Here is a 24,878-nt window from a genome sequence, read left to right on the forward strand (position 1 = left end):
AGGCGCTATTCCATAACAACTGCCAAGGGTGGCTGCATAACAGCTGTCGTCTATAAGAAAGCTGGCTGAGCCGCTTGATACAATAATCAGCCTGTAGCTCTGACTGATACTAGGGAAGATCTCGCTGTCCCTACTGTGTTCAAGGGATATAACATCAACCAGTCTAAAAAAGTACGAATGAAAAGGAGTCGCTTGGTAGGCCCTATTTGGAGTACTTCTATTCGTTGAATTCACGGATGCCTCCTGCATTTATTGAGAATTATTATCATCATTCTAATAGACAAAGAAGAAGCTAGTCAACCATTAGGCTAACTAGCTTCTTCTTTGTTATTTGTTATTTGCTTGGAATGATCGCCTTCATGACATCCTCCAGCTTTTTCTCATAGGCAAGTGGACCGTTTGTGATCCATACATCACCGCGCACTTCATAGACATGACCTTGCTGGACGGCAGGAATGCTCTTCCACAATCTGCTTTCTTTAAGCTCTTTAGCTTGCCCCTCTCTTCCTTCATCTACAGCTAGGAAAATATAGTCGGCATCGAGCTGTGGAATAATTTCCATGGAAATCGTCTGGATATCCTTGTCTTCTCCCCAAGCCAGCTTGCGTACAATTGGAGCAGGCTCCAGCCCAAAATCACCATACAATGCTGTCCCCACCTGACCTCCAGGTCCTCCATACAATCTAAGCTCCTTGCTGGCATGGATGCGAACCATAGCTGCTGTTGTCCCTTTAGCAGCAGTCTGCAATTGCTCTTTAGCCAGCTTCGTTTCCGCTTCACGCTTTTTAATTACAGCTTCCGCTTGATCAGTCTTTCCGAGCAGATCCGCTACAATAAGGAGATTTTTTTTCCAGTTTTCCGGATATTGAATTTCACTGCCTGTAAATACATAGGTCGGCGCAATTTGTGATAATTTTTCATAGGCGCCTTCCTCTGCCCAACCCTGGAAGCCAAGAATAATAAGATCCGGCTGTGCAGCCATTACGGCTTCAAAGTTAATCGTACTCGTGTCGAGCTTCGGAACATCCTTCAAATATTCCTCCAGATAGGTCTGATAATAAGCTCCGCTCGAGTATTGCAGGATCGGCTTAACGCCAAGCGTACTCATTTCGTCTTCAACGAATAATCCAATAATGCGCTGCGGCTGCACAGGGACTTCAATTTTACCAAGCACATGCTCAAAGGTGCGCATATTCGTGGATTGATTTTCAGGAGATTTTTCTGGCGATGCTTGCTCGGTCTGTACCGCACTCGCCTCTTCCTTCCCTTCTCCGCTTCCGCATGCTGCAAGCACCATGACAAGCACCAATATACCACTCAATAAGGACAAGTCTTTTTTACCAAAAGCCATATCTTTTCCGCTCCCTCTACTGATATTTATTCTCATTTGTTTGCCTTGCTTATCATAAATAGTAGAACTTAATTATTCAATGGACTTTTTAGTAATACACGTGATTTTTGGCGCAACACCCCAAATGTACATTTATACAGCAGTTCCTTCCTTAGATTATGGGCTGTAAAGATCGATTTGTAGTCCTCAAAAAAATAAAAAGAACGCTGCCTTTAAGGCAACGCTCGCTGAATCCTATTTTTTAAAATCATGCAAAATTTTCGCAAATCAATTAAGGTGTGTCTCTTGTTAAAATCTCGGTCTCACCTGTATTGAAGCCAACGATCACTTGGCTAGCCATAGAGATGAACAAGCCATTTTCCACCACGCCGGGAATCGCATTCAGCTGATCATGCAGCTCAGCAGGAGAAGCAATGTTACCGAAGCGGCAATCGGCAATATAGTTGCCGTTATCCGTTACAAAAATGCCGTCAGCCGATGCCCTCAGCTCAGCAGTGCAGCCAAGCTCCCTCAGCTTTTGCAGCGTCAAATTAGAGGCGAAGGGCACCACTTCCACCGGTAGGGGAAAATGTCCAAGCTGGCTAACTTTTTTGGACTCGTCCACGATTACAATAAATGCTCTGCTATGCGCAGCAAGAATTTTTTCCCGCAAAAGCGCACCGCCGCCGCCCTTTATCAAATGAAGCTCGCCGTCTACTTCATCCGCACCGTCAATCGTTAAATCTATCGCCGTAATTTCAGCGAGCGGAACTAACGGAATGCCGTACTCAGCCGCTAAATCCTCAGACTGCTTGGAGCTGGCAACGGCTTTAATGTCCAGTCCTTCGAGCTTCATTCTTTGCGCCAGCTTTAAAATCGCCCAATATGCCGTCGTTCCTGTTCCTAGCCCAATAAGCATGCCATCCTGCACAAGCTGAACGGCTTTCTCTGCTGCCAATTGCTTGACGTTCAAACGTTTTCCTCCGCTCTCTGCCTACTGTATTAAAGTTACAAGCCCAATATGTGATAGCCTGCATCGACATGCAGCACTTCGCCAGTTATGCCGCGTGACAGATGACTAAGAAGGAATAGCGTCGCGTCGCCCACTTCTTCCTGATCAATGTTGCGGCGCAGCGGCGCCCGCTCCTCAATCGTTTGCATGATTTCGTTAAAGCCGGACACACCTTTTGCGGATAATGTTTTGATCGGCCCTGCAGAAACGGCATTGACCCGAATATTATATTTGCCAAGATCCTCGGCCAAATATCGTACGCTTGCTTCAAGCGCTGCCTTGGCAACGCCCATGACATTATAATTTTTCACTACGCGCTCTGCGCCGATATAGGATTGGGTAACGATGCTACCGCCTTCGGACATTACGCCTTTCGCCTGCTTAGCGATCGCCACAAGCGAAAAAGCACTGGAATTTTGCGCCAGCAGATAGCCTTCACGCGAGGTTTCCAGGTATTCGCCCTTAAGCTCATCTTTATCCGAAAAAGCAAGCGAATGCACGATTCCGTCAATGCTTCCGGCCTGCTCTTTAATATGGGCAAAAGCTGCGCTTATGCTTTCATCATCCAATACGTCGCAGGATACTGTCAGCAGTGGAGTAATGCCTGTCTGTGCAAGCAAACCCTTCAGCTTCTCGAATGAACGTTCCTTTCTGTATGTAAAAATAAGCTGAGCCCCTTCCCGATGCAGCGACTTGGCGATTCCCCAAGCAATGCTGCGTTCATTCGCGACGCCCATTACTACGATTTTTTTGTTGTTCATCAATCCAGACAAAGTAATCCCTCCATTAGCTAAATCCATAAATCTTTTGCCATTATAGCATAAAACAAGGTGAAACGGCTGTGGCCTCCCTCTGGCGGCGCGGCGCGTTTCAGTCCGAGAAATATAGAGAAAGGAATGCTTTCGGATATCCTTTCCTATATTTCAAGGTGAAACGGCTGTGGCCGTCCTCTGGCGGCGCGGCGCGTTTTATTCCGAGAAATGCTATAATAAACGTTAGCATCTTATTCATAGAAGGATGATTCATTGTAATGACAGAGCAGGAGCGCAAAAATTGCATGAAATGCCGCTATTATTATGTAACTTGGGACCCCGGCGCGCCAAGAGGCTGCAGGGCATTCGGTTTTAAATCGCAGGCGATGCCAAGCCAAGTTGTACTGGCTTCCTCCGGGAAGCCTTGCCTGAACTTTGAAGCTAAGGAAAAAGGATAAGGCAGCAGACCGTCGATGAACGGTTTGCTGCCTTATTTTTCAGGATTTGGCTAACCGTCTTCTCGCCTGTAGGTAAACAAGAGACAGCTTTACATAGAGGGAAGTCTGCTCCATGTACTTCGCGTATAACAAAGGCTCATGCCGGCGCGCTGCATATTTCGATGACTGCTAGAGCAATAGCCGGCTTGTCCGACCATGAGGATGCAGCCCGCTTGGGCAGCAGCACGCAAGCGCGCTGCAATTAACGCCGCTTGAACACCTCGCTTGCGATACTCCGGCAATGTTGCGGCAAATGTAAGGGAAGCGATATGTTCATGTATATGCATGACGCCAACCCCAACAGCGATATGATCAATCTCAGCAGCATAAAACTGCCAGCCTTCCCGGTTGAACAGCATGCGGTTATTATCCGCAATGTGGTTTTTTCCAGCAATCGGCAGCCCGCTGCCCAGCGCATGCAGCTCTGCGTAAAGATCAACCTCGTGCTCACCCAGCCTGCGTACGACAACGCCCGTGTGACCTTCCTCCGACCTCATGCCTGCTTGTTCAGCGATGCTTCCTGCCATACTCGCATGAAAGCCCGACTGATAAAAACCTTGCTTGGCCAGCGCCAGCAGCGTCTCCCCATCTATACGCGAAGGCACGATCTCGAATTGCGGACTCCCGCCCTGCTCTTTATACCATTTTAGCACTTCATCCAGCTGTGCTGTGCCTGCAAAGCCAAAGCCTTTAACCGTATTAAATTGCGGCCATGGCATTTCTCGGCTCGCAATAGCCACTGCTGGGCCGAAGCGCTGAAGCGCTATCCCCATCGGATTATGCTCCCGTTCCTGAATGGCCTTCATTCGATCCAGCATGTATACAAGCTCGGAGTTCTCAACTTGCTCCACAAGCTCGGGGGTAGTCATACGAGTATTCAACAAGTAAAACCTCCTTATAATTGTGATAAAGGAATATCCTTAATAGCTTTAACGATCCAATCGGCGCGGGAAAGATCCTGATCGCCAGAATGAATATTAATATAGCCGATGCAGCGCATGCCTGCCTCTTTAGCTGCGATTACTCCGTTACGGGAATCCTCCAAAACGACGCAATCTGCCGGTGACACGCCAAGCTGCAAAGCTGCCTCCAAATAAACATCAGGCGCTGGCTTGCCGCTAGGCACTTCTTCTCCGCTCACGATACTTGCAAAATAATCAGCAATATCAAACTTGCGCAGCACTTCTTCAATAAAAATCCGCGGTGAGGAAGAGGCTAGAGCGATTGGAAGGTTCCGCAGCTTTAGCTCGGCAAGAAGGGACTCAATCCCCTCCATTGGCGCAAAATCACGAGCGTGAAGCTCCTCTATTTTTCGCCGCAGCTGGTAAGAAATGATCTCCTCCACCGTCTGTTTAATGCCATATTCCACGCGAATAAGACGCCACATAGCCGGATTGGTCATGCCCACGTATTTTTCTAGGCCGTTCTGCGTCACTTTGAAGCCCAAATGCTCCATCGTTTCCATATCCACGTCAAAATGCAGCGGCTCACTATCAATAATGACACCATCCATGTCGAAAATAAATGCTTTCAGTTCCCTCTCCCCATTCTGCCCTTATTTTGTTTACATAATTATATTTATGTATCCAACTGATTGATTTCAGACTATTCAGAAAATAAACCTCCGTTGTCCTATCTATGTCATAGAAAAGCTAATACTTTGATTTATTTCTCTAATATGCATAAAAAGGAAAATAAAGATCTTTATTCATTTATAAACAATCGCTTAAGTATGGTGCAAGTGAATTTGCGAAACCCGCGGAAACTCCAATCGTCCTAAAGAAGCGATTACTACTTCCGCCGGATAAAATTGCGCCTGTCTGCCGCCTGAGAAATACCATTTGCGAAATTGCTTCACCACAATAAATAGCCCATGCTCATCGCCGACCGGGGTTAATCCCTCGCTATCCTCCCGCCAGTTGGGAATGCCCAGCGCATTTAGCTCCCGAACGACAGGGATGACCTCTGCAGCAACGATGCCCAGCTCACTAACTTCGAGGCAGTCGGAGAAGCTGAACGGGTGCTCTGTACCATTTTTCAACTGATGCCTGGCAATGAACTCGACGATATTTCCAGCAGGATCAGCAAAATAAACGGCCCCTGCATCCCATGATGCGAAAAACACCTCGTCTCTGCCCTCCTCCTCAATAAGTGTCACTTTTCCCTTCAGCCAGCGTTTCGCTTCTGCTAGCTTATTTTCCGGTATATTAATGGCAAAATGATAGAAGGGCTTGGTCTGGTCCGTTGTCGCCCGAAATGTAAGCTTTGTGCTGCCAATGACCGTAGTGAAGGACTGCTCGTTTCTATCCAGAACCTGGAAACCAAGCTGCTCGTTATAAAAGGAATACAGCGCATCCAGCCTGCGTGTCCATAAGGTGATGTGTTCAAATTTCATCGTGCCTATTCCTCCCTAAAGGGAATGACAACGGTAATCGTCGTGCCTTCGCCAGCTGTAGAGTTCACACGGAGCTCAGCTCACTCTCCATACAGCAATGCCAGGCGCGAAATGACGTTTCTCATTCCGATTCCTGTGCTTTCCGTGCTCCTTGCGTCTGCTCCCTGCTGCGGGCTCATGCCTTTTCCATTGTCGCTTACCTCGAACACCAGCCGATCCTCCGCCAGCCTGCCGCTAATTTTCACAAGACCGCCCTGTTCACCCGGTTCACCAGATTCAAAGCCATGTATGATCGCATTTTCCACTAGCGGCTGGAGAAAAAGCTTCGGAACGAGGCAATCCTCCGGTACCCCTTCCATATCATAGGCCACTTTAAAAATGCCATCAAAGCGATTTTCCATAATATTCAACTTCAAGCTTGCTATTCGCCAGTTGTACTTCCTGCTCGATTTTAAGGCTTCGCTCCGCCTTCTCCAGCACAAGCGCGAATTTCTCCTGATCCACAGGCTTTAGCAAATAATCAAAGGTGCCGAGCCCTATCGCTTTTTGGGCATAATCGAAATAGTCATAACCGCTCAAATAAATAAATTTCTGCGGCTGATTCGATGAGGGAAGCTGCTCCAGAAAATCAAGCCCATTCATCAAAGGCATTTGAATGTCGGAAATGATCAGCTGAAATGGCTGCTCCTGGCATTTCTACAGCGCTTCCATTCCGTTGCGCGCTGTAGAAATCGCATATAGAGGGCGGAGCTTTTGCAGCATTTTGGATAGTCCCGCCAAATGCCCCGGTTCATCATCCACAAGCAAAATGTTGTACATGGACAGCGCTCCTGTTCGTTTCATTTTGGGTATGAGAATACCTTTATCGTACTGCTGTCTGATTTCCAATTGCAAGCGGAGATTTTGTAGAAAAATGTCTGATTTTGCAGAGAACAGACAGCTCCATGCTCTTCGTTGCAGAGGGTCACAACCTACCCTGCACAAAACACGAAAATAAACTTGGCGGACACAGCAACCGCTATTTCAACAAAATCAACGGTATGGAGCAGCCTGCGGACTCAGGAGCCGCTAATGGACTGCCAATCGCCATTTTGACCGGAAAACGAGGGCAATAGCGCTTCTCCTGTCCGCACGCGTCCAAAAATAGGATAAAAAGCCAGAATAGCGGAAACTAAGTCCTGCAAAAAAAGTAGTGCGCATCCAAGCCTCATGGCCTCAGCCACAGGGGTCTCAGTAACATTGCTCTTATCCGTATTCGCGTGCTGCGGCTCCTTAAGTCTTGAATTGTCAAATGAGATTGGCCTCGAATAAGCGCTAAGCCAAGTTCAGAAAGAAGACTCCGATTTGCATACACATCCTAAATAGACGCACTCTCAACGAGGCGTCTATTTACCCATCTCATCTATCTAACTCTTTGTTAAGCTTGCAGGCAGCTTTACAGCAAGCAGCGTCCCGCCAGAGCGAACATAGATCATATCGCCAGACTTCAGCGTCGGATCAAATTCGCGCGAGCCCGTATTCACGCTGAAAACGGGCTTTGTGGTTGCAAAATTATACGCATCCAGCGTTCCATCTGCACGTGCAACAAACAAGCCGTTGGCGAAAATATCCGTCTGAACGGGCTGAATACCGAACGGGAACGGGACTTCTTGCCCGCTCGTCGTCTTTAGAGCGAGAATGGAATTATCGCGGAAGCTCTGATAGAGCAGCTTGCCGCCATAAATGCTATAGAGCGGTTGATATTCTTTAGGATCTGGCGCATTCCACCGCTGAACAGCTTTACCGTTTGGGGCATACGAGGAAAAATGGTATTTGGCAACCGCTTTTCCCTGATAAATATATAGGTCATTACCGTCCAGAAATGCGGAGCCATTAGCGCCTCCGAACTCTATTTGTCCAGGTACCTCAGGCACTACTGTCCAGTTGTACACTCGCTCGCCCTTCTTCTTCCCAGACACTAAGTCAAGGACGGCGATTTGCAAACTTCTATTGCTGGAATCGTCATCTCCCCTCATGAATGTGTCCATGACCGAGTAGACCAGCCCGTCCTTGACCAAGAGCGGGGAAAATTGAGCAAAGGACATCCAAAGCTTTTTGCCTGTTGCCTGGTCGTAGGCATTAATCTGATTAGAGGTAAGAGCGCCTTGAACCAAATAATTACGCAGCACGACACCTTTGCTTACGATTATGTCACTTGATCCTGATGAGTAGAAGTTATCCTTCTCCGTTACTTTCCAGCGCAGCTTACCCGTTGCCCGGTCTAGTGCAAAAAGAGTGAAATTTTGCGTCACATAAATTGTATCCCCAATCGGAACGATGCTCTCGGCTTTATTCGCACCAATCGCTGTCGTCCACTGCTTGCTGCCATTTTTGGTAACAGCAATGACTGAGCCATCTGTTGTAAGACCATACAGGCTGCCTTGATCATAGGCGAGCACAGGCCTCAGGCCAGAACCATATTTCCACAGCTGTCTTCCACTTGTGCCATCATAAGCAGCAAGCTGCCCTCCATTTACAAGTGCGAACAGCCGCCCTTCCTCTGCAAGCGCTGCTGTTATGGATCGGCCATCTTGATCAAATTTCGCAAGCGGCAAGCTCCACATTGGTTTGACTGCTGGAGCAGAGCCAACTCCATACATTGGGGTGGTGCTGCTAATAATAGGCTTCTCAGCAAACACAACCGATGCTCCCAACAAGCCGCAGGCGAGAATGGAGGAAGTTACGCTAACCGCGACGATCCTTTTCATTTGTTGCGAAAGATTGATAAACATCTCTCACTCTCCCATTTCGTAGTAGTATAAAATATGCACGAAACCATCCCAGCATAAATGACCGAATCGCCCGCTGATCTGCAGGGGCAATCCGGTTATTATTGGAACGTCATGATCTGCCGGGCAAGACGTCCTGAGATTCCATTGTCTTTTAACAAAGTCTCGTGATATCCATATTATAGGTTAAGTGAGCTGCCGATTCTACTCATTTTTATGAGATTCGGGTCTTTTCCCCAAATATTTCTAAGCTTTAGCAGCATCTAATTGCAGTGGCAAAGAAACCGTAAATTCGGTCCCTTCTCCCAGCTTGCTGCGTACGGCTATTGAGCCGCGATGCAGCTCCATAATTTTATGGACGATGGACAGCCCAAGGCCGCTGCCTCCTATCGTTCTGCCACGTGATTTGTCTGCTTTATAAAAGCGCTCGAAAATACGTGCATGATCCTGCTCATCAATTCCTGAACCTGTATCCGCGATGCGCACGAGCGCATAGTCTTCGGTGCGTGTGAGGGAAATCGCTATTTTCCCGCCTTCAGGAGTAAATTTAATGCCATTATGAATCAGGTTCAGCCAAACCTGGCTCATCAGATCCTCGTCCGCGCTGATCTCTAGCTCATCAGCTTCCACACTCATATCGATATTTTTCTCCTCCCACTGCGGCTCACAAGCGAGAATAAGCGATACGAGCTGCTTATCCAGCCGATAAGTGATCGGATGGAACGGCTGTCTATCCGAATCCAGAACGGCCAGCTTCAGCAGATTATCGCTAAGCTTTGATAAACGGAAGCATTCCGTTTCGATAATGGTCAAATATCGATGCCGCTGCTCCACATTCAGCTTGTCATCCTTTAGCGCCTTGGCAAACCCGCTGATCGAGGTAAGCGGCGAGCCGATTTCATGCGATACATTCGAGATGAACTCCTGCCGAAGCTCTTCCATCTCCTTCAAATTTGCCGCCATGCTATTGATGCTGTCAACGAGCTGCACATAGGGATGCCGCTGCTGTTCGTTGTTTCTGCCGAAATCCCACTCCAGATTGACCCGAAAGTCGCCATGTGAAATACGTTTTAGCGCTTCAAGCATGTCGTTCAGAAAGTAATGCTCCCTCCGGTGAAAATACTTGCTCACAATGGCAATTCCAATTCCAAAGAAACAAAAACCGAGCACCGCATTTATGAGCAAACTGAGCAAGTCATGGGGGGTCCATGCGATTGCCGAATAGACGGCTTTTGTTATATAAAACGAAACGATCCAGCTGGCGAGCAGGGCCGACAGGACAAGCACAAAATTCGTCGCAACATGGAGGAAGCCCGGTTTCCGGTTCACGACAGCACCTCCAGCCGATAGCCCAGTCCCCGGATCGTGCTGATGCGAAAGCCATGCTCCGCCTCCGGAAACCGCTCCCGAAGCCGTTTAATATGCACATCGACCGTTCTTTCGTCGCCCTCATAATCGTAGCCCCAAATCTGCTCAATCAGCTGATCGCGTGTGAACGTCTTGCGTGGATAGCTGGCGAGCTTAAACAGCAGCTCAAATTCTTTAAGCGGCAAGGTCAGATCTTGTTCACCTACGCGGCACTCGAACGTATCGCGGCGCAGCGTCACATCGCCAACTTTGACCGCTTGCGAGGATTGAATGCGATAGCGCCTGAATAAAGATTTCACACGGGCGACCAGCACGGTTGGATCAAATGGCTTAACCAAATAGTCGTCCGTTCCAAGCGTAAAGCCCTTTACGATCTGGGACGCTTCTCCTTTGGCAGTCAGCATCAGCAGCGGCAGGTCGGTCTGCTCCCGCAGCTTGCGGCACAGCTCCCACCCATCCATTCCCGGCATCATAATATCCAAAATCACCATATCCGCCTTAACATCGGCAAGCATCCGCAGCGCATCAAGACCGTCTATCGCCTCAACGATTTCAAAGCCTTCCTGCCGCAAAAAATGACCAATTAATTCTCGGATATGCGGATCATCATCAACGACTAATATTCGGGTCATCCCGTTCACCGCCTTTATCCTATTTTATCAACTATTCTCGAATTTCGTAAACCTGACTGGCTGGACATCTACGTCCGGCGCATATAGGCCCTTACCGTTAGCGGAGCAAAAATCGCGACAATGACGGCTGCACCGACCAGCGAAAATACAAAATCTGCGCCAATTACACCATTATTGGCAAGCTCCCTTACGGCACTAACCAAATGGGAAACCGGATTAATGCTTGAAAACCACTGGAGCCAGCTTGGCATCGTGTCAACCGGGACAAAAGCATTGGACACGAAGGTGAGCGGGAACAACACAATCATCGAGATACCTTGAACGCTGGATGCCGTACGCGAAATGACGCCAAAAAAAGCAAAAATCCAACTAATCGCCCACGCACATACGATGACAATAAGGGCCGCAATAATGACGTATCCTAAGCCTCCGTCAGGTTTATACCCCAAAATATAACCCATGGAAAAAGTGAGTGCAGTCGCAATTGTATAGCGCACCGTATCTGCCAGCAGAGCTCCCGCAAGTGGAGCAATTCGTGCTATTGGGAGTGACTTGAAGCGGTCAAATACGCCTTTATCCATGTCCTCCCGCAGCTGAACGCCCGTGACAATGGACGTCGTAATTACCGTTTGCACCAAAATACCAGGAATAATAACCGGCAAATAATCAACGACATTTCCTGAGATGGCGCCGCCAAAAATATAAGCAAACATCAATGTGAAAATGATCGGCTGAAGCGTCACGTCAAATAATTGCTCCGGTGTGCGGCGAATTTTTAATAATCCTCTGTAGGCCATCGTGAGCGAGTTGCGAATCGACTGTCCCAAGCTTGTGTGCTTTTTCAACTGGCGGATGCTACGTGGATGGATGGTCGCGCTTTTCATACGACTGCCTCCTCTTTCTTATTGGATGGTTCGGATGACAATGATGCATGGTCTTTCACACCATGGCCTGTAATCGTTAAAAACACCTCGTCAAGTGTAGGCTTCTGTACACTCATCTCCGCCAAATAAATGCCCGCCTCCCGAAGCGCAACCAGCAGGTCGGTAACCTTGTCAATATCCGCTAGCGGCGCTGTAATTTTTGCATGGTCCCCAGACACCATAGATTCGACCATAAGCACTTGTTCCATGATTTCGCGGGTGGCCGCAATGTCCTGAGGATTTTGAATTTTTAATTGCAGCGAGGAAGTGCCGATGGATGTTTTCAGCTCATCGACCGTCCCTTCTGCAACGACCTGGCCGCGATCAATAACCGCAATTCGATCAGCCAGCTGATCAGCCTCATCCAGGTATTGCGTCGTTAAAAGCACCGTTGAGCCGGTCTTCACTAGCCGGCGGATCGTATCCCACATTTGTGTACGTGTACGAGGATCAAGTCCTGTCGTCGGTTCATCCAGAAAAATAAGTGGCGGCTGTGCAATAAGGCTGGCAGCCAAATCCAACCGACGCCGCATGCCACCGGAAAAATGCTTCAAAGGACGCTTCGCCGCTTCCGTTAGTCCGAATTCCTCCAACAGCTCCGCCGTCCTGTGCTTAGCCTCTGATCGCCCAAGCCCTAACAGCCGTGAAAATATAACCAAGTTTTCCGTAGCGCTGAGCGCTTCGTCGACTGATGCGTATTGGCCTGTCACCCCGATTAATTGCCTTACGATTTGCGGGTCCTTCGCCACGTCGTACCCGAAGATGCGTGCCGAGCCGGCATCGGGGCGCAATAGCGTGGCGAGCATTCTAATGGTCGTTGTTTTGCCTGCTCCATTAGGTCCAAGCACACCATAAATCGTTCCGGCGCGCACGTTCAAATCTACGCCATCTACCGCGCGATTGCTGCCAAACATCTTCACAAGTCCACTCGCTTCAACTGCCCAATCGCCGCCCTTCTTCCCTATTTCTTCTTTATATCGATCATTTACTGTCATTGTAATGCCTCCCTAAAGCGGTTTATAGATGGATATTAATCCTCGTTTGTGAACTGAATGTGAACCAACCGGCATGCTGTGAAAATAACAAAAAAAACCGATCCAGCAACCGGATCGGCCTTTTCCTGCTATTTTTCCCCACTTCAATATTCGTTGATAAGTATCCATCCTACTAAGCGCTCGTCAGCGGAAAAAGCATAATAGACAGCTTCATCGGCTGCGGCTTTACTAAATAAGCGTCCAGCGTCGGCGCGTATCCGCAGCTGTGGTTGCCAATGCCGCTTTGTATGGCATCGATTTTGACAATCGTTTCTGGCAGTCTGGTCAGCTTATGGACATGGCTGGTGCGCGACAGATCTTCCGTGGAATAATGATGGACACTAATGTTGAACCGCTCGCTGCCTGTTATCCCGATTCCAGCACCTTCCCCATTCCCAAGCTTTGCCCAGCGGACATCAGCCTTATTACCATTTTCCTGCGGCTTAACATAGGGAACAAACTGCTCCGCTACCGTGCCGCCGTAAATACCAAGCTTGCCGCTTTCTTTACGGTCGGCATAACATTCATGAGGACCTCTGCCATACCAGCTGAACTGGTCATAGCTGTCACGGAGACGCAGCTCCAAACCAAATCGCGGCAGTGGCGGCAGCTCGCTTCCAAGCGGTTCAATCGTCGTTTCCACGCCTATGGAACCGTCAGCGTTGATTTGGTGAATCATTTTGCAGAGGAAAGCTGCTGGTTCGCCTTTTGCGCCCATGATCGCTTCAGCCGTAGTTATGACGCTTCCCTGATGGTCAACCGTCACCGAAAACTGGCGCAGCTGCCACTCAAGCCGATCATAACCGGCTTTCACCCATTCTTTTGCCAAATGAACATCGTTGTCCAGCGGGGCACGCCATAGCTGCAGCTGTGGACCTGTGAGCAGCAGCTCATCGCCGTAATGCAGCCAATTGCTGATTGTGCCTGTCATTTGATCGATGTCTACCTGAAACCCGTTCCCGCTTATGCGGCATACAAGCTTGCCGTCTTCCCGCTGCAAATTTTGATGCTTAGGCGGCTTTGGTACGGGAATCAATTCGGAAGCTTCGGCTGCGACCAGACGAACAGTACTAGAAAACTCAGCATTAGCGTTATACGCTGTAGCATTTTCCTGCGGGTACCAACCCGCCTCCTCAAACAGTAAATCGGCCCAAGCTGTCTCATGACCGGCGTCACACCACAAGCTATTATTGCGCTCTGTAAAACGGATATGCAGCGCATACTCGCCTTTTTCCATTAATTGCTCCAAAGGGAGCGGAATGTCTAACGTCTCTTCCCCCCCGGGCGGCGTCTGCAAGCGGGCAAGCTCGCCTTGCGCAACCGCAGCGCCGCTGCGCAGCAGCTGCCAATGTCCTTTCAAATGTCCCAGCGACAAAAAGCTGTAGCGATTTACAATATGAACTCTGCCAAGCTGTGCGGGGTCCGGCTTTATTTTCACCGGCTGAACGATCTTCTTATATTCCAGCAGGGATGCTTTAATGCTTCTATCTGGAAACAGCAGCCCGTCCATGCAAAATGGTCCGCTGTGCGGGGCATCGCCAAAATCGCCGCCATATGCGTAAAACGCAGCTTCTCCGTCCTTTTGCCGCAAAATACCCATATCTGACCACTCCCAAATAAGGCCGCCCAGCAACCTGGGATATTCGTAAACCGCATCCCAGTATTCCTGCAAATTGCCCGTGGAATTGCCCATGGCATGACCGAACTCGACCATGAGATAAGGGCGGTCATCCGGCTTGCGTCCCTCTTCTATGAGCATGTCGACTGAAGGGTACATGGAACTCACGATGTCAACGACTGCGGCTTCATAAGCCCGCTCGTAGTGAACCAGGCGAGTCGGATCGGCGCTGCGGATCCATTCCGCCATAGCATCATGATTTTTACCATAGCCAGACTCATTCCCGAGCGACCATACGATGACAGAAGGATGATTTTTATCCCGTCCAAACATCTTTTGCGCACGATGCATATAGGCTTCACGCCAATCTGGATGTTTGCTCAAATAAGACTCATCGCCCATAAAATGAAAGCCGTGCGTCTCCAAATCTGCTTCGTCTATAACGTATAAGCCAAATTGGTCGCATAAATCGAGCCAACGTGAATCATTCGGATAATGGGACAGCCGAACCGTGTTAATATTATGCTGCTTCATCAGCCTTATATCTTCCAGCATCGCTTCGGGGGTCGTTACATAACCCAATTGCGGGTGGAACTCATTGCGGTTGACGCCTTGAATGACGATAGGCTGCCCATTTATAAGCAGCTTCCCTTTTTCAATTTGAATATCCCTGAAGCCAACTGAAAGCTGCTTTACCTCCGCTATCGCTCCGTCTTGGCCATGGAGCGTCAACAAAAGCTTATACAAATAAGGCGTTTCCGCTGTCCATAGCTGAGGCACTGAAATAGGAAACTGCACTGCTAACGTTCGGAGCTCTTTAAGCGAATGTGACGTTGGAAGGTTGAACGATTGAATAGCGACGCTCTCTCCACCAGCATCTAGCAAGGCGGCGCTTAAATGGAAGCCTTCTCCCGAGCTGTAATCCGTTTCGTTTATGGTTTGGCTCGCGGTTTCTACCGCGTCTTTCCAAATGCTGCGTTGAGCAAGCGTAAGCTGCAAGCTGAGGCTCGCCTCCTGGTACGCGGAGTCGGGTACAAATGTGGTTCGCACCCGTATATCCTCAATTGTGACAGCAGCCTGTGCCGTTAAATAAACATCGCGAAATATTCCGCTCAGCCGCCATTTGTCCTGCGATTCCAAGTAGCTGCCATCGCACCATTGGTAGACACGTACTGCAAGCAAATTAGAGCCAGGGCGGAGCAGCTGGGAAATATCAAACTCTGCCATATGATGGCTTCCCTGACTGTATCCGACCAGCTCGCCATTGAGCCATACATGGAAGGAGGAATCGACTCCGCCAAATACGAGGCGAATTTGGCGTTTTTCCCAATGCTCAGGTGCCGTAAAGCTGGTACGGTAGCAGCCAGTAGCGTTGAGCAGTGGAATATGTGGAGGGTCAAGCGGGAATGGATAAGGACAGCTGCTGTAATGTGGCTGTCCGTAACCGTGCATTTGCCAATTGGAGGGCACGGGAATATGATCCCACAGCGTATCATCGCAAGCCTCCAAATGGCTATCGACCGCACAGTGCATAGGCGAATCAAAGTAGCGGAAACGCCAATTCCCGCTGAGCAGCTTGTAATAGGGCGATTCGTTCCGGTCACCACGCAGCGCGGCTGCGGTATTGTCAAATGGAATGAGTTCACTGCGTGGCGGCATTGTACTGCGCTCCAGCACGTTTAAGTTGCAATAATCTGGCAGTTGCTCGCGTTCAATTGGCATGAGCCGCCCTCCCTTGCTTCATACGGGTGAAAAAATCCCGCTCTCCGATTTGTCCACCCTTCAGCACTAGCTCCAGCCCATCCAGCGCGGACTCCTCCGAGAAGGCTCGACATAGCGGCGCCCCTGGCGTCAGCGCAGCCACGCATTCCAGCGCATAAATGCCCAGGCCGCGCGTCACATAACCGGACGTATCCCCACCAGCGATGACGATGCGTGTAAGCTGCTCATCAATGATTAGCTCCCGCGCCAGCGCGCCAAGCAAAGCGCCCAATAGGCGACTGCTTTGCTCAGGCCCATAGCCCTGCGCAGCAAGCGTTTCACGGAAAAGCGGAATGCTTGGATCGTCTACACCTTCCGCTGAATAAAGCAGCAGGCTGTGCCCTTCGGCAAGCCTTTCCCGAGCCTCTTTCAGCAGCTGCTGCCGGGCAGCCGCGCCTTTCTTTCCGTCCAGCAGCTCCTCTGCCGGTACCCGAATGCCCACAAAACCCGCTGCCCGCGCTGCTTTGATTTGCTGCTCCGTAACTGGCGAGCAGCTACCCGACACAACGAGCAGACGTTCAACCTCTGCTGCTGGAGCAGCACTAATCTCTGGCTGCTGCGGCAGCAAGCCAAGCTGCCTCCAACAGGCTCCAAGCGCATACTCCACGCCAGAGGAGCCAATGGCAAATAAGCCGTCGCGCTGCTGGGCTTCCGCCCAAATCAGCTGTCCAGCCGCTGCCAGTCTAGCTTCGTCAAGCACATCAAACAGCACGAGATCAGGCTGCTCGCGCTCTACAAGCCTAGCGAGCCGTTCGCCCACTTCGGACTCGGCTCCCTCCAGCGCCAAAATATCCATCAGCGCCGTCTTTAAATCCGTCTGCTGCGCCAAGTGCTGGCGCAAATCCGCTTCCGCCATCGGTGTAATCGGATGGCGCGACATCGTCGGATGGCGATCAAGCCGGTACGTCTCATCGCCCGCCGCTGCAAAATGGTTGCCAAACAACGTATAGCGGCCTAAATAAGGAACCCCTGCCAGTACCGGAACATAACCAGCTCCAAACACCGCACGGCCTATTTCCGCCGCCTTGCCGATGCTGCCAACCTCAGCGGAGGAATCGAATGTAGAGCATATTTTGTAATGCGTAACAGCTGCCCCTATTTTCCGAAGCTGCTCCAGTACCGGACGCAGCTCGCGCTCCGCCTCATCTGGCGTCAGCGAACGCCCGATGCCCGCTACTCCTATGGCCTCTAGATCTGCAAATTTGCTGGCAAGCAGCTGCTCGCTAGGCGGCTCCAGAAACAACGCTGCGCGAAGGCCAGCTCGGAACAGCGCTTCCAGCACATCGGTTGAGCCTGTGAAATCGTCCCCATAGTAGCTGAGCAGGCGCTGCGCTGCCGGGAGCCGATCGGCGCATTGTGCCCGCGCTTGCTGCCGCGTGGCATCCCCCCTATTGCCTTTGCTGAATGCCAGCTCCCTGCCGATACCGCTTGTTTCACAATCGTCTGGCTTATGCGTTAATTCCCCTCTGTCCATCACCGCTCAGCCCTTTCCGTATTTTGCTATAGCCTGCTGCAGCTCAGGATGCCGACTTGCATACTCAGCGAGCGGAATGCCTTGAACGGCTGCTTCCCAGCCCTGCTTCATGCTTGCAAAGCCAGCCGCTGCCCCGCCCGGATGGGCCAAAATGCCGCCGCCTGCCAAATGCATCACATCTACCGTTTTTGTTGCTTCATAAGTAGCCGGAGCAGTTCCCGCCCATTGTGCCGAGGATACGACAGGCATTGTCCCATAGCCATTGTACATGGGCTTCAAACAAGCACGAATAGAGCTGACGACAGAGCTGTTGCTTTCATAAAATTTGCTGTCTAAACCGTTCACATGCAGATGGTCTGCTCCTGCCAGACGGCAGAGCTTCTGATAGGCTGGAAAAGCGAAGCCCAGCAGCGGACAGCGCGTCATCATGCCCCACTGATTGCGATGACCGTGAATCGGAACCTCGCTATATTTGCTCAAATGGGCAAGCCCCGTCAGTCCGACGCTCATTATGCTGACCATGACACAGTTGCCGCCTGCCTTGACGACGAGCTCATGCCCACGCTCCATTTCATCGATATCCCCCGTAATATTGAAGGCGTACATGATTTTTTTACCCGTAGCATCAGCCGCTCGGTTGACGGCATCCATAACCGCACTCACCCGCTGTGCTAGAGGGGCGTAGGTCCCATTTGCATTCAATTCATCATCCTTTATAAAATCAAGCCCGGCAGCCGATACGTCCATAATCATCTGCTGCAAGTCAGCCATTGGAAGCCCGATACTCGGCTTGACAATCGTCCCCATAATCGGACGATCATACACGCCGGTTAGCTCCCGAGTACCCGCGATGCCGAACTTCGGGCCGGGGTACCTTGCTGCGAAGGCTTCGGGCAGCTCTAAATCAACCAGACGCAGCCCGGACAATTCCTGCAGCTCGAACAAATTGCCCGCAATGGCAGACATTAAATTCGGAATGGACGGACCAAAATTGTGCAGCGGAAAGGATACCGTTACTTCTCCGCGTCTATAAAAACCATCATGACCCGGCGGCGTTTTGGAGCCAGGCAGCGACGGAGAGGACACAGACGGAAGCTCGACAATTTGTTCAATCCGTGCCCCGTGCCGCTCCTTCAGCTGGTCCGTCTCGCCTGGCACTGCTGTAAAGGTGCCCGTCGACTGCTCGCCAGCAATGACCTCGGCAGCATGCTCCAGCGTATAGGGTGTCTCTATCAAATAGACGGCCGTTACTCTTTCTTGTTCCATGCTATTTCCCTCCCGCAAAATCTGCCTTTATGCCTTGCTGCAGCTGCTCTTGCTAAAATCATTGCCGCTACAGCAGGCCTCGCTCTGCCAGCATCGCCTTAATTTGCTCGGCAGCAAGCCGCGGACTCGATAACACCGGCTTGCCTGTCGCCTCTCGTACGGCGCCCTCCATCCGAGCCATTGATCCTTGGGCCAGTACGATAACATCCGCTTTATCACTGAGCGCAAGCGCCGTTTCTAGCAAAATGCGGTCATGCTCCGCCGGATTCCCTCCTACCAATGCGTCGAAGGCTCCAACTGCGAGCCCGTTCAAGACGGTGACCTCTCTGCCAATGGCTTCCGCCTGCTTCGCCAAAAACCGCATCGTCGGCTCAAGCGTTGAAGGCAGTGTGGCCAGCACTGCAATCGCGTCGTATTCGGCTGCCGCCTTGGCGGTCATCGCCTCGTCAATTTTCACGAGTGGAATGCCAAGCTCTCCCCTCGCAGCATCAGCCACTTCGCCGACGGAGGAGCAGGTATTCAGAATGATATCCGCCCCCAGCTCCTCCCCATGCTGAAAATATTGCGTCAGCCGCTTGCTCACTCCCGCCGGAATATGCCCCGCCTTGACGACATCGCCGATCAGGCTGTCATCAATAATGTTGACCAGCCGCACGCCTGACAGCACCTCCTGAAACACAGCCTTCAGCGGATCAGCAAGCCCTTGTCCGGTATAAACCGCAACTACCGTTGTCATATTCCCAGCCTCCATTTGGATCGATTATTGAACCTGTTCATTATGCTGTTCTTTAATCTGCTCTACAGAACTACCAGATCAGCTCGTTCTCTACCCGCCTTATGCTGCCTTCGCGCATGGGTGCTTTCTCATATACCTGTCTGCCGCTGTAGAATGGATGATGCTCCCCTTCCGGCGAAATGCCAATTACATCATCGCCCTGCCACTGGGTTATGAACGTTTGCCCGATTGCGGTTTCAACCGTCTGGCGGCGCGATAGCGGGAACGTAATCGTAATCGTTTCTCCAGCGGATGCTGCGCCAAGCAGCAGGAAGCATTCATTTACCCAGCGGCTCGGCTCGCTGCCCTTGCCCTGCTCTGTGCTGCCGTTCAGCTCACGGGTAAAGGCTACTTTCGCGAAGCCCGCCCACTCGGGTATACGGACCTGAAGCCGCGGAATATCGCGGTGGATATGCAGCACCAGCTTGCCTTCATGAGGCAAATAGCTGTCGACATCGAGCCAAGCCGAGCTGCGGTTGAGCAGGAAATTAACGCTAACGGTACCTTTTTTCTCGGTAACCGTGTTGCTCCAGCCCATGAACAGCCCGCGCGTGCCCGAGCCGAGGCAGCAAATTTGTAAATCATTCGTATGTCCCCGCCCGTGGTTGACGTTGCAGCAAAAATCATTCGGTGCCGAGTAGCCGGCAAAAGCGCCTCGCGTACGCTTGGCAATATTTTCATGCGTAATTAGTCCAGGAATGTTGCCAGATCGGTCTTCCGTTTCCTTAACCCAGTCCATATCGAGCAGCTGCGACTCGGCAAGGTGGTTGCGAATATAACGCTCGGTCACGCCCCAGTAACGCGTATAGCCGCTTTGCGCAAGCGTAATGCCCGTAGCGATGAGATCGACGAGCGAGCAGGTTTCATGCTCATAGGCCTGCTCCTTCATGTCGCCCGGCGTCCAGCCGAAGGCGGTACACTGGGTTACTGCCCAAGCGTAGCTTTTTTCCACAAAGCTGAGCAGCGCCGCATCCCCCGTGAATACGCCAAACCGCGCCAATGCGTCGAGTGTTCCTAGCCTCGTATGAAAATGTCCGCTGCGGTAAGCGAGCGCATCGTTAAAGCTGCCGTCGGCGTTGAATACGCCGCTTCGCTGCACGATGAGGGCCGTGAAAAACTGGCACAGCTCGAACGCATCCGCATTGCCGGTCAGCTCATGGTATTTCAGCAGCGGCATAACGAGCCGTCCACAGAAGGCAGCGGGATCTGGCGCAAGCCGCAGCAGTATGGCATTGGACGAAGGCCAGCCGCCTTCCTTATATTCTGACGCCGGATAATACCACACATCGCGCTCCTTGATTGCAATCCTTTTAAGCGCCGCAACATGATTATCCGCCGCCTCCTTCACGAGCGGATCACCCGTCTCCATATACCAGCTCGTCAGCGACAAAATGACCGCGCGCTGGTCGATCAGATTGGCATTCGGCTCCCAGTTGTGATGCGGGTTCTTCTGGCGATAGCTAAGGCCATCTTCCTTGAAAAAAGAGAGCAGATTCGCCCGGTATTTCTCCTCCGTCTCCTTGCCGAACGTTTCCCCCGACATATGGCGGGCCAAAATCATCCCGTCCACCATCCGCCCATGAGACGAGCCATAATCCCAGTCCCCATGTGTCAAATTGGCTGGTTCCTTCATCAGGTTTGCAGCAAAAAAAGGGATATCGTTATAGTCGCGGTCTGCCATTCCCACAATTGCATTCATTGCATGTCCTGCTCTGTCCGCAAGCGTCAGCGTAGCTGGTATTTGTCTCGTTTGCATCGCAAGTCTCTCCCTAACGTTTATTGCGGCGTTTTTTCGACTGCGCCGCGGTATTCGCCAATCGTTTGCCCGGTTTTCTTTTTGAAAATTTGGCTGAAGTAACGGTAGTCCTCATAGCCGACAAGCTCGGCTATTTCATAGTTTTTATACTGCGGATAACGCATCAGCTCGGTCGCCTTGGCAATCCGATATTCGGTTAAATAATCGACAAAATTGCTGCCCGTCGTTTTCTTAAACAAACGGCCCACATAATCGGCATTCAAAAAGCGGCTTTCCGCGATTTGCGGCAGGCTAAGCGGCTGGTCATAATGCAGCTCAATCAGCTTTTGGATTTCGCGGATCAACTGCTCGCCATGCCGTCCTTGGCTATTGCCGCGCTGGGCAGCAAGGGCCGGCAATATTTGCTCCTCAAACAGCCGCTTAACCGAAACATGATCTTTGCGCAGCCGGATCAGCTCCATATAGGCGAGTGCGCTTTTCCCGCTCAGCTGCTCTAGACTTGTGTGCGCCGCTTGAAGCTGCCGCTCCAGCGCATGCACCAGCATGGTGGCGCTGCGCCGCAAACCATCCACCGTCTGCGAAGGAGCCGCAAGCGCCGTGAAAAAACGATTGAATTCCGCGCGCAGCTGCTCCACATTGCCAAGCTGCAGCTGCACGAGGAACGCTTGTTCCAGCTCCGCCGGGTAAAAATCGCCATTTCCAGCACCTGTAGGCAAATGCGGTTGTTGCTTACCCGGCTTCTCCACCGGCTCCAACTCACACTCCACGAATCCCATAATCGCCATTTCTCCCAGCTGCCTCCCGTCCAGACGCCGCTGAAGCTTGCTGTAGACAGCTGGAAGCTGATTAGCAAGACAGGGCTTACTCCCAGCGGTAATGCTGTAGCTTGTCCCCGTCTCCTCATGCAGCGTGCCTTGAAGCAAAGTGGCAAGCCGCTGTATTTCCATATGCTCGAAGCGGCTGCCAAACAAGCAGATGGCTATTTCGCCGAGGTTAACCGGGGAAGCGGCTGCGATAAACGTCCAGCAGCCTTCAAAATAAAAGGACTGGCACTGCTGCAGCCTGCGCTCTATTTTCCCAACTGCCTCTTGAATGCTGGACTGCTCCGTATAATAGTCCGGATGTGCGAGCAGCAGCAGCGCTTTTTGGTCTGAGTCTCCGCCCGGAAGCTCAGTTAAGCTCTGCGTCAATGACGCTGTCTTTATCTCTGATATCGCGGACGACTGAGCAGAAGCTTGGGTCTGATCCTGTGTAGAGCGCATGCCTCGCTGTAAAACGTCGAGCAGCCATTTTCTCCGGCTGTCCCGCTGCTGCTGCTCTTGCCGTAGGTCGCGTTCCTCCAGCAGCGCGAGCACCTTGCCCAGCACCGTAATCAGTTCCTCCCGCTTAAGCGGCTTGAGCAAATAATCAAACGCCTTATGGCGGATGGCTTCCTTCGTATATTCAAAATCCGAGTAGCCGCTGACGACAATCGTCACAACGTCTGGCAAAGATTCCGCCAGCAGGCCGAGCAGCTCCTTGCCGTCGAAGCCCGGCATACGCATATCGAGAAAGAGCAGATCGGGTTTATGCAGCAGCGCAAGCTCGTAGCCTTCTTCGCCATCAACCGCTTCACAGGCAAGCTCAAGCCCTAGCTCCTCCCATGGAATCATTTGAATAAGTCCTCGCCGTATCCAGCGTTCATCGTCTACAACCATGACCTTGCGCATGGCCCGCGCCCCCTTCCTGCTGCCTTCTTTTTATTCGTTTAGCCTTTCACAGAGCCTGCGGTCAAGCCGTCAATAATGTAGCGCTGCAGGAACAAATAAATGATCAGCACCGGTGTAATGACAACAATCATAAAGGCAAATACGACGCCCCAATTCGTACTGTACAGCGTAACAAAGTTAAATACTTGAAGCACAATCGTCCATTTGGTACTGTCTGTGACCAAATAAAACGGGCCGAAAAAGTCATTCCATACCGATACAATGACGACGATTGAGACGGTCACCAGCACCGTGCTGATGAGCGGCAAAATGATTTTAAAGTATAGCCGGAAGTAGCCGCAGCCTTCCAAAATCGCAGCCTCATCCAGCTCGCGCGGCACCGATTTAATAAATCCAACGAGCAGAAACACCGCAAACGGCAGCAGCACCGCCGTATAATACATAATGATGCTTAAGTAGCTTCCTTTAATATGCAGCAAATCCATCAGCCGAATCGTCGGAATGATCGACACGGGGACGATCAGCCCCATAATGAAGGCAAGATAGACGCCTTGCAAAAACTTCCCGCCGCGCCGCTGGATGACGAATGCAGCCATCGAAGCGAAAAAATTAACGCTGACGACGACGAGCGCCGACAGCAGGAAGCTATTTTTGAAACCACGCAGCAGATTATCCTGATTAAATACCTCTTCATAATTGCTGAACACCCAATTGCTCGGCAGCGACAGCCCGAACAGCGCCGACTCCCGGATATCCTTAAAGGAGTTAATGAATATCATAAAAAACGGAATGAGAATGAGCATAGCCAGGCAGATCGCGAGCAGCTCCAGCAGCAGAGGAGAATATTTTCGGCTTCTCACATTTCCACCTCCCTCTTCTTCATGGCCAGCAATACCGGAATGCCCACAAGCGTGACGAGTACGAACAGCAGCATGTTAATCGCCGTCGCATAGCCCATTTCACCGGAGCTGAACGTATTGCGGATGTACGTATAAAATACTTCCGTCGTGTAGCCTGGGCCGCCTTCGGTCAGCACCATTACGATTTCGAACACCTTCATCGAGCCAATCATCGCCAGCAGCACGTTAACCGTAAACGCCGGTGCGAGCAGCGGAAAAACAACATGCTTGAACCGCGTCCAATAGTTCGCCCCATCAATGGATGCGCTCTCCGTCAAATCCTTCGGGATGAACTGCAAGCCCGCCAAATACACGACCATCGAAAAGCCAGCCACCCGCCAAATGTCGGTCATAATGACGGTAAACAGCGCGAAGCGCGGATCATTCAGCCAATCCTGGACCATAAAATCGATGCCGAGCATCCCGAAAAACTGATTGACGATGCCATGCTCCGGATGATAGATCGCTCGGAAGATGTAACCGATAACAAGCGGAGCAATGACATACGGCATAAAAAAGATCATCCGAAGCAGATTGCGCAGCTTCAGCTTTTCATTCAATAATAGCGCCAAGGCAAGGCCGACTGCATTTTGCAGCAGCGTAACGGCGGCGGCGAAAATAAGGGTGTTTATAAAAGCCTGCTTCAGGCGAGGCTCGTTAAACAGCTCCTTGTAATTTTCAAGTCCAATAAATTTAATCGCATCGGCGTTAATATTCCAGTCGGTAAAGCTGTAATAGATTCCGATAATGGTTGGCGTAATGAAAAACAATAAAAATACGATAACTGCCGGAAATGAAAAATATAGCGGATATTTGCTTCTCTCCATAGGGCCTGCCCTCCTGCTCCTGCCTTGTTTGGCCGGGATGGCGAGGGGCGACGCCTTGGGTGACCTTAATCGTCTCGATCAC

At 51.0% G+C, this 24,878-nt stretch carries 22 protein-coding genes and 1 pseudogene; 1 reads left to right on the forward strand and 22 read right to left on the reverse strand.

Going from position 1 to position 24,878, the window contains the following annotated elements; translation table 11 throughout:
• Nucleotides 1-334: 334 nt before the first annotated feature.
• The 3 genes from MHB80_RS15180 to fabI all read right to left on the reverse strand — a co-directional run bounded on the left by MHB80_RS15180 (nucleotide 335) and on the right by fabI (nucleotide 3,115).
• Complete coding sequence (locus MHB80_RS15180; protein ID WP_341277789.1) at nucleotides 335-1,351, reverse strand: ABC transporter substrate-binding protein; 1,017 nt, start codon at nucleotides 1,349-1,351, stop codon at nucleotides 335-337.
• A gap of 271 nt (nucleotides 1,352-1,622) precedes the next feature.
• Nucleotides 1,623-2,303: a ribose-5-phosphate isomerase RpiA gene (rpiA, locus tag MHB80_RS15185; RefSeq protein ID WP_341277790.1), complete on the reverse strand. Its 681-nt coding sequence runs from the start codon at nucleotides 2,301-2,303 to the stop codon at nucleotides 1,623-1,625.
• Nucleotides 2,304-2,338: 35 nt separating this feature from the next.
• Nucleotides 2,339-3,115 carry an enoyl-ACP reductase FabI gene (gene fabI, locus MHB80_RS15190; RefSeq protein ID WP_341277791.1) on the reverse strand — a complete coding sequence of 259 codons (777 nt, stop codon included), beginning with the start codon at nucleotides 3,113-3,115 and terminating at the stop codon, nucleotides 2,339-2,341.
• Between the two features lie 257 nt (nucleotides 3,116-3,372).
• On the opposite strand from fabI, the gene MHB80_RS15195 reads away from it, so the two are divergent.
• Nucleotides 3,373-3,552, forward strand: coding sequence for a uracil-DNA glycosylase (locus MHB80_RS15195; protein ID WP_341277792.1), 180 nt, complete (start codon nucleotides 3,373-3,375; stop codon nucleotides 3,550-3,552).
• A gap of 89 nt (nucleotides 3,553-3,641) precedes the next feature.
• Here MHB80_RS15195 and MHB80_RS15200 read toward each other — a convergent pair whose 3' ends face one another.
• From MHB80_RS15200 to MHB80_RS15290, 19 genes and pseudogenes are all read right to left on the reverse strand, one after another.
• Nucleotides 3,642-4,472 carry a GNAT family N-acetyltransferase gene (locus MHB80_RS15200; RefSeq protein WP_341277793.1) on the reverse strand — a complete coding sequence of 277 codons (831 nt, stop codon included), beginning with the start codon at nucleotides 4,470-4,472 and terminating at the stop codon, nucleotides 3,642-3,644.
• 14 nt (nucleotides 4,473-4,486) lie between these two features.
• Nucleotides 4,487-5,125: an HAD family phosphatase gene (locus tag MHB80_RS15205; RefSeq protein ID WP_341282982.1), complete on the reverse strand. Its 639-nt coding sequence runs from the start codon at nucleotides 5,123-5,125 to the stop codon at nucleotides 4,487-4,489.
• Between the two features lie 192 nt (nucleotides 5,126-5,317).
• Entirely contained in the window at nucleotides 5,318-5,986 is a 669-nt protein-coding gene (locus tag MHB80_RS15210) for a VOC family protein (RefSeq protein ID WP_341277794.1), read from the reverse strand.
• 80 nt (nucleotides 5,987-6,066) lie between these two features.
• Entirely contained in the window at nucleotides 6,067-6,387 is a 321-nt protein-coding gene (locus MHB80_RS15215; protein ID WP_341277795.1) for an ATP-binding protein, read from the reverse strand.
• Nucleotides 6,371-6,667, reverse strand: a pseudogene (locus MHB80_RS15220) (response regulator); the annotation flags it as partial. The gene MHB80_RS15215 and the pseudogene MHB80_RS15220, both read right to left, overlap by 17 nt.
• A 15-nt stretch (nucleotides 6,668-6,682) precedes the next feature.
• A complete protein-coding gene (locus MHB80_RS15225; protein ID WP_341277796.1) occupies nucleotides 6,683-6,805 on the reverse strand; it encodes a hypothetical protein in 123 nt (40 codons plus the stop codon).
• A gap of 587 nt (nucleotides 6,806-7,392) precedes the next feature.
• Nucleotides 7,393-8,757, reverse strand: coding sequence for a PQQ-binding-like beta-propeller repeat protein (locus tag MHB80_RS15230; protein WP_341277797.1), 1,365 nt, complete (start codon nucleotides 8,755-8,757; stop codon nucleotides 7,393-7,395).
• A 243-nt stretch (nucleotides 8,758-9,000) separates the two neighbouring features.
• Nucleotides 9,001-10,083 (reverse strand): HAMP domain-containing sensor histidine kinase, encoded by a 1,083-nt coding sequence (locus MHB80_RS15235; RefSeq protein ID WP_341277798.1) that lies wholly within the window; start codon nucleotides 10,081-10,083, stop codon nucleotides 9,001-9,003.
• On the reverse strand, nucleotides 10,080-10,754 hold the full coding sequence (locus tag MHB80_RS15240; RefSeq protein ID WP_341277799.1) for a response regulator transcription factor: 675 nt from the start codon (nucleotides 10,752-10,754) through the stop codon (nucleotides 10,080-10,082). Before MHB80_RS15240 ends, MHB80_RS15235 begins: the two co-directional genes overlap by 4 nt.
• A gap of 68 nt (nucleotides 10,755-10,822) precedes the next feature.
• Nucleotides 10,823-11,638: an ABC transporter permease gene (locus MHB80_RS15245; protein WP_341277800.1), complete on the reverse strand. Its 816-nt coding sequence runs from the start codon at nucleotides 11,636-11,638 to the stop codon at nucleotides 10,823-10,825.
• The gene (locus tag MHB80_RS15250; protein ID WP_341277801.1) at nucleotides 11,635-12,672 is read right to left on the reverse strand and encodes an ATP-binding cassette domain-containing protein; all 1,038 of its coding nucleotides are present in this window, start codon (nucleotides 12,670-12,672) and stop codon (nucleotides 11,635-11,637) included. The genes MHB80_RS15245 and MHB80_RS15250 overlap by 4 nt, the downstream gene beginning before the upstream one ends.
• 172 nt (nucleotides 12,673-12,844) lie before the next feature.
• Nucleotides 12,845-16,051 (reverse strand): glycoside hydrolase family 2 TIM barrel-domain containing protein, encoded by a 3,207-nt coding sequence (locus MHB80_RS15255; RefSeq protein WP_341277802.1) that lies wholly within the window; start codon nucleotides 16,049-16,051, stop codon nucleotides 12,845-12,847.
• Nucleotides 16,041-17,564, reverse strand: a complete 1,524-nt coding sequence (locus MHB80_RS15260; protein ID WP_341277803.1) for a four-carbon acid sugar kinase family protein — start codon at nucleotides 17,562-17,564, stop codon at nucleotides 16,041-16,043. The genes MHB80_RS15255 and MHB80_RS15260 overlap by 11 nt, the downstream gene beginning before the upstream one ends.
• 6 nt (nucleotides 17,565-17,570) lie before the next feature.
• A complete protein-coding gene (locus tag MHB80_RS15265; RefSeq protein ID WP_341277804.1) occupies nucleotides 17,571-18,830 on the reverse strand; it encodes a ribulose-bisphosphate carboxylase large subunit family protein in 1,260 nt (419 codons plus the stop codon).
• A 67-nt stretch (nucleotides 18,831-18,897) separates the two neighbouring features.
• Complete coding sequence (locus MHB80_RS15270) at nucleotides 18,898-19,566, reverse strand: aspartate/glutamate racemase family protein (RefSeq protein WP_341277805.1); 669 nt, start codon at nucleotides 19,564-19,566, stop codon at nucleotides 18,898-18,900.
• A gap of 70 nt (nucleotides 19,567-19,636) precedes the next feature.
• Nucleotides 19,637-21,361, reverse strand: a complete 1,725-nt coding sequence (locus tag MHB80_RS15275) for a hypothetical protein (RefSeq protein WP_341277806.1) — start codon at nucleotides 21,359-21,361, stop codon at nucleotides 19,637-19,639.
• 20 nt (nucleotides 21,362-21,381) lie between these two features.
• Entirely contained in the window at nucleotides 21,382-23,070 is a 1,689-nt protein-coding gene (locus MHB80_RS15280) for a response regulator (protein WP_341277807.1), read from the reverse strand.
• A 38-nt stretch (nucleotides 23,071-23,108) separates the two neighbouring features.
• Entirely contained in the window at nucleotides 23,109-23,930 is an 822-nt protein-coding gene (locus MHB80_RS15285; RefSeq protein WP_341277808.1) for a carbohydrate ABC transporter permease, read from the reverse strand.
• Nucleotides 23,927-24,796: a sugar ABC transporter permease gene (locus tag MHB80_RS15290; RefSeq protein WP_341277809.1), complete on the reverse strand. Its 870-nt coding sequence runs from the start codon at nucleotides 24,794-24,796 to the stop codon at nucleotides 23,927-23,929. Before MHB80_RS15290 ends, MHB80_RS15285 begins: the two co-directional genes overlap by 4 nt.
• Nucleotides 24,797-24,878: the final 82 nt, after the last annotated feature.

The organism is Paenibacillus sp. FSL H8-0537, from assembly GCF_038051995.1.
Taxonomy (GTDB): domain Bacteria; phylum Bacillota; class Bacilli; order Paenibacillales; family Paenibacillaceae; genus Pristimantibacillus.